The sequence below is a fragment of the Streptomyces sp. SID11385 genome, assembly GCF_010548245.1.
Taxonomy (GTDB): Bacteria; Actinomycetota; Actinomycetes; order Streptomycetales; family Streptomycetaceae; genus Streptomyces.
Window position 1 is genome coordinate 1 of sequence record NZ_JAAGLR010000631.1, and the last position, 2,649, is coordinate 2,649.

Annotated in this window: 5 protein-coding genes; all 5 read left to right on the forward strand. The window is 72.4% G+C overall.

Annotated elements, in window-relative coordinates; translation table 11 throughout:
- The coding region (locus G3I42_RS19295; protein WP_203607029.1) for a GvpL/GvpF family gas vesicle protein at positions 1 to 251 on the forward strand (251 nt) is incomplete at its 5' end.
- A 1-nt stretch (position 252) separates the two neighbouring features.
- Positions 253 to 522 carry a gas vesicle protein GvpG gene (locus G3I42_RS19300; protein ID WP_164287613.1) on the forward strand — a complete coding sequence of 90 codons (270 nt, stop codon included), beginning with the start codon at positions 253 to 255 and terminating at the stop codon, positions 520 to 522.
- On the forward strand, positions 515 to 1,189 hold the full coding sequence (locus G3I42_RS19305; RefSeq protein ID WP_164287615.1) for a hypothetical protein: 675 nt from the start codon (positions 515 to 517) through the stop codon (positions 1,187 to 1,189). The genes G3I42_RS19300 and G3I42_RS19305 overlap by 8 nt, the downstream gene beginning before the upstream one ends.
- 4 nt (positions 1,190 to 1,193) lie before the next feature.
- Complete coding sequence (locus G3I42_RS19310; RefSeq protein ID WP_164287617.1) at positions 1,194 to 2,273, forward strand: SRPBCC family protein; 1,080 nt, start codon at positions 1,194 to 1,196, stop codon at positions 2,271 to 2,273.
- Positions 2,270 to 2,649 (forward strand): gas vesicle protein (locus tag G3I42_RS19315; RefSeq protein WP_239096555.1); only part of this gene is annotated, 380 nt, incomplete at its 3' end. The genes G3I42_RS19310 and G3I42_RS19315, both read left to right, overlap by 4 nt.

A 2,649-nucleotide genomic window follows, 5' to 3' on the forward strand; every position in this document is an offset into this window, starting at 1 on the left:
GGGCGCGCGAGGCGGCGGGCGCGGTGCGCGCGGCGCTGGAACCGCTCGCCGTGGACGCCTGCCAGGGCGCTGTGGACGAGAGCACCGTCCTCAACGTCTCCTGGCTCGTGGACGCCGGCCGCCTCGACGCCTTCCGCGCCGAGGCGGGGCGGCTCGCGGGCGCCTCGGCCCCGTACCTCGCGCTCGTCCTCACCGGACCGCTGCCCTGCTACAGCTTCGTCTCCGCGCCGCCCCTGCCGGTGGGTGCCTGACATGGGCCTCGTCAGCGGCGTGCTGCTGCTGCCGCTCGCGCCCGTGCGCGGCGTCGCCTGGGTCGCGGAGCAGATCGCCGACGAGGCGGAGCGGCGTCTGTACTCGCCCGCCGCCGTACGTGCCCGCCTCGCGGCCCTCAACTCCGCCTTCGAGGCGGGCGAGATTGACGAGGCCACGTTCGAGGCCGAGGAGGACCACCTGCTCGGCCTGCTGGAAACCCGTTCCCCCCTGCCCCCGTCCCCCACGACTTTGGGAATGCCCGATGGATGACTCGGACAAGCTCGTTCTCGGTACCGCCCTCATCGGCGGCTATCTGCTCGGGCGCACCCGCAAGGCACGGCTCGCCCTCGTGGTGGCCTCCTGCCTCGCCGGCAAGCGCCTCAACCTGACCCCGCAGGACCTCCTCACCGCCGGCGTGCGCAAGCTCCGGGAGACCCCGCAGTTCGCCGAGCTGAGCGATCAGGTGCGCGAGGAACTGCTCACCGCCGGGCGCACGGCGGCCGACCGCCGCCTCAGCGCGCTCGCCGACACTCTCGCGGCCCGCACCGCCGCCCTCCTGGAGCCCCCGCGGGACGAGGAAGAGGAGGAGCCGGAGGAGGGCGAGGAGGAACCCCGGGACGAGGAGGAGCCCGAGGAGCCCCGGGACGAGGAGGAGGAAGGCGAGGAGGAGCCGGAGGAGGAGGGCGAGGAGGAGCCCGCGCCCCGCCGTCCCGCCCGCCACCGGCGCCCCGCCAAGAAGGCGGCGAAGAAGGCCCCGGCCAAGAAGTCCGCGGCCAAGCGGGCCCCCGCCAACAACCCCGGTGCCAGGAAGGCCGCCGCGCTCAGGGGCAAGCCCACGCGCGAGCCCGCGAAGAAGGCGCCCGCCAAGAAGGCGGCGAAGCGCACGACGAAGAGCACCGCGAAGCGTTCGGCTTCGCGCGGCGGACGAGGAAGGTAAGGCAATGGCTGAGCAGCATTCGGGCCTCGACCGCTTGATGGAAGAGATCAACGGTTACCTCGGCGCCCAGGGCGGCAAGCTCGCCGAGAAAGCGGGCGGTTCCCTGAGCGGGCTCGTCGAGAAGCTCGGCGAGGGCGACGGCGGAGGCGGTCTCGGCAGCATGGCCGGGATCGGCGGCAAGATCCTCAAGGGCGAGAACCCGCTGAAGGCGATCGCGGGGCAGAAGGCAAAGGACCTGACGGGCGGCGTGACGGACAAGGCGAAGAGTCTCTTCGGTGGCGGTGGCGGGGACAACGGCGGCGGCGGGGGCGGCGGAGGTGGGGGCGGGGGCGAGAACGTCAAGACGACGAACATCATCGAGACGGTCGACATCGGCAAGCCCGTGCGCACCGTGTACGACCACTGGACGCAGCTCGCCGACTTCCCCGGCTTCACGAAGGGCGTCAAGAGCGTCAACCAGGAGGACGACGTCACGACGCAGTGGCAGATGAAGATCGCCCCCTCGGCCCGCAGCTGGAAGGCGACCACCCAGGAGCAGGTCCCCGACGAGCGGATCGTGTGGACCTCCGAGGGCGCCAAGGGCTCGACGACGGGCTGCATCAGCTTCCACGAGCTGACTCCGGACCTGACCCGCGTCGTGGTCGTCGTCGAGTACGAGGCGTCCGGCTTCTTCGAGAAGACCGCCAACCTGTGGCGCGCGCAGGGCCGCAGGCTCCGCCTGGACCTCAAGCACTTCGCCCGCCACGTCACCCTCCACGAGGACGAGGAGATCGAGGGCTGGCGCGGCGAGATCCGCGACGGCGAGGTCGTCCGCAGCCACGAGGAGGGCCTGGAGGACGACGAGAAGGACGAGAACGACGAGAACGGCGGGGAGGGCGACGAGGGCGAGTACGAGGACGGCTACGAGGACGAGGAGGCTCCGGAGGGCGAGGAGGAGGAGCCGGAGGAGGGCGGCGAAGAGCCGTACGAGGACGAGGAGCCCGAGGACGGCGACGAGGACGAAGAGGGCGAGGACGGCGAGGAGGAGGAAGAGCCCGAGGAGCGTCCGCGCCGCCGTCGCAAGGCCCGGAGCGGGGCCCGATGACCGTCGACCTGACCACCACTCCCCTCGATCCGCCCTCGCACGCCGCGCAGCCCGCGAACCTCGCCGACATCCTGGAACGGGTGCTCGACAAGGGGGTCGTCATCGCGGGCGACATCAAGATCGACCTCCTCGACATCGAGCTGCTCACCATCCGGCTGCGGCTCTTCGTCTCCTCCGTCGACACCGCGCGCAAGGCGGGCATCGACTGGTGGGAGACCGATCCCGCCCTGTCCTCGCGCGCCGCCCGCGAGGAACTCCGCGAGGAGAACCGGGAACTGCGCGCGCGCCTCGCCGAACTGGAGCGGGCCGCGCCCGGGCACGACGCCGCCGGGCGCGAGGACGGCAAAGCGCGCGCCGACGGCAAGGCCCGCGCGAA

What these genes read in the sequence shown, in the direction of transcription:
- G3I42_RS19300 (WP_164287613.1), top strand. Translation starts at nt 253, where the DNA reads ATGGGCCTCGTCAGCGGCGTGCTGCTGCTGCCGCTCGCGCCCGTGCGC.
- G3I42_RS19310 (WP_164287617.1), top strand. Translation starts at nt 1,194, where the DNA reads ATGGCTGAGCAGCATTCGGGCCTCGACCGCTTGATGGAAGAGATCAAC.
- G3I42_RS19305 (WP_164287615.1), top strand. Translation starts at nt 515, where the DNA reads ATGGATGACTCGGACAAGCTCGTTCTCGGTACCGCCCTCATCGGCGGC.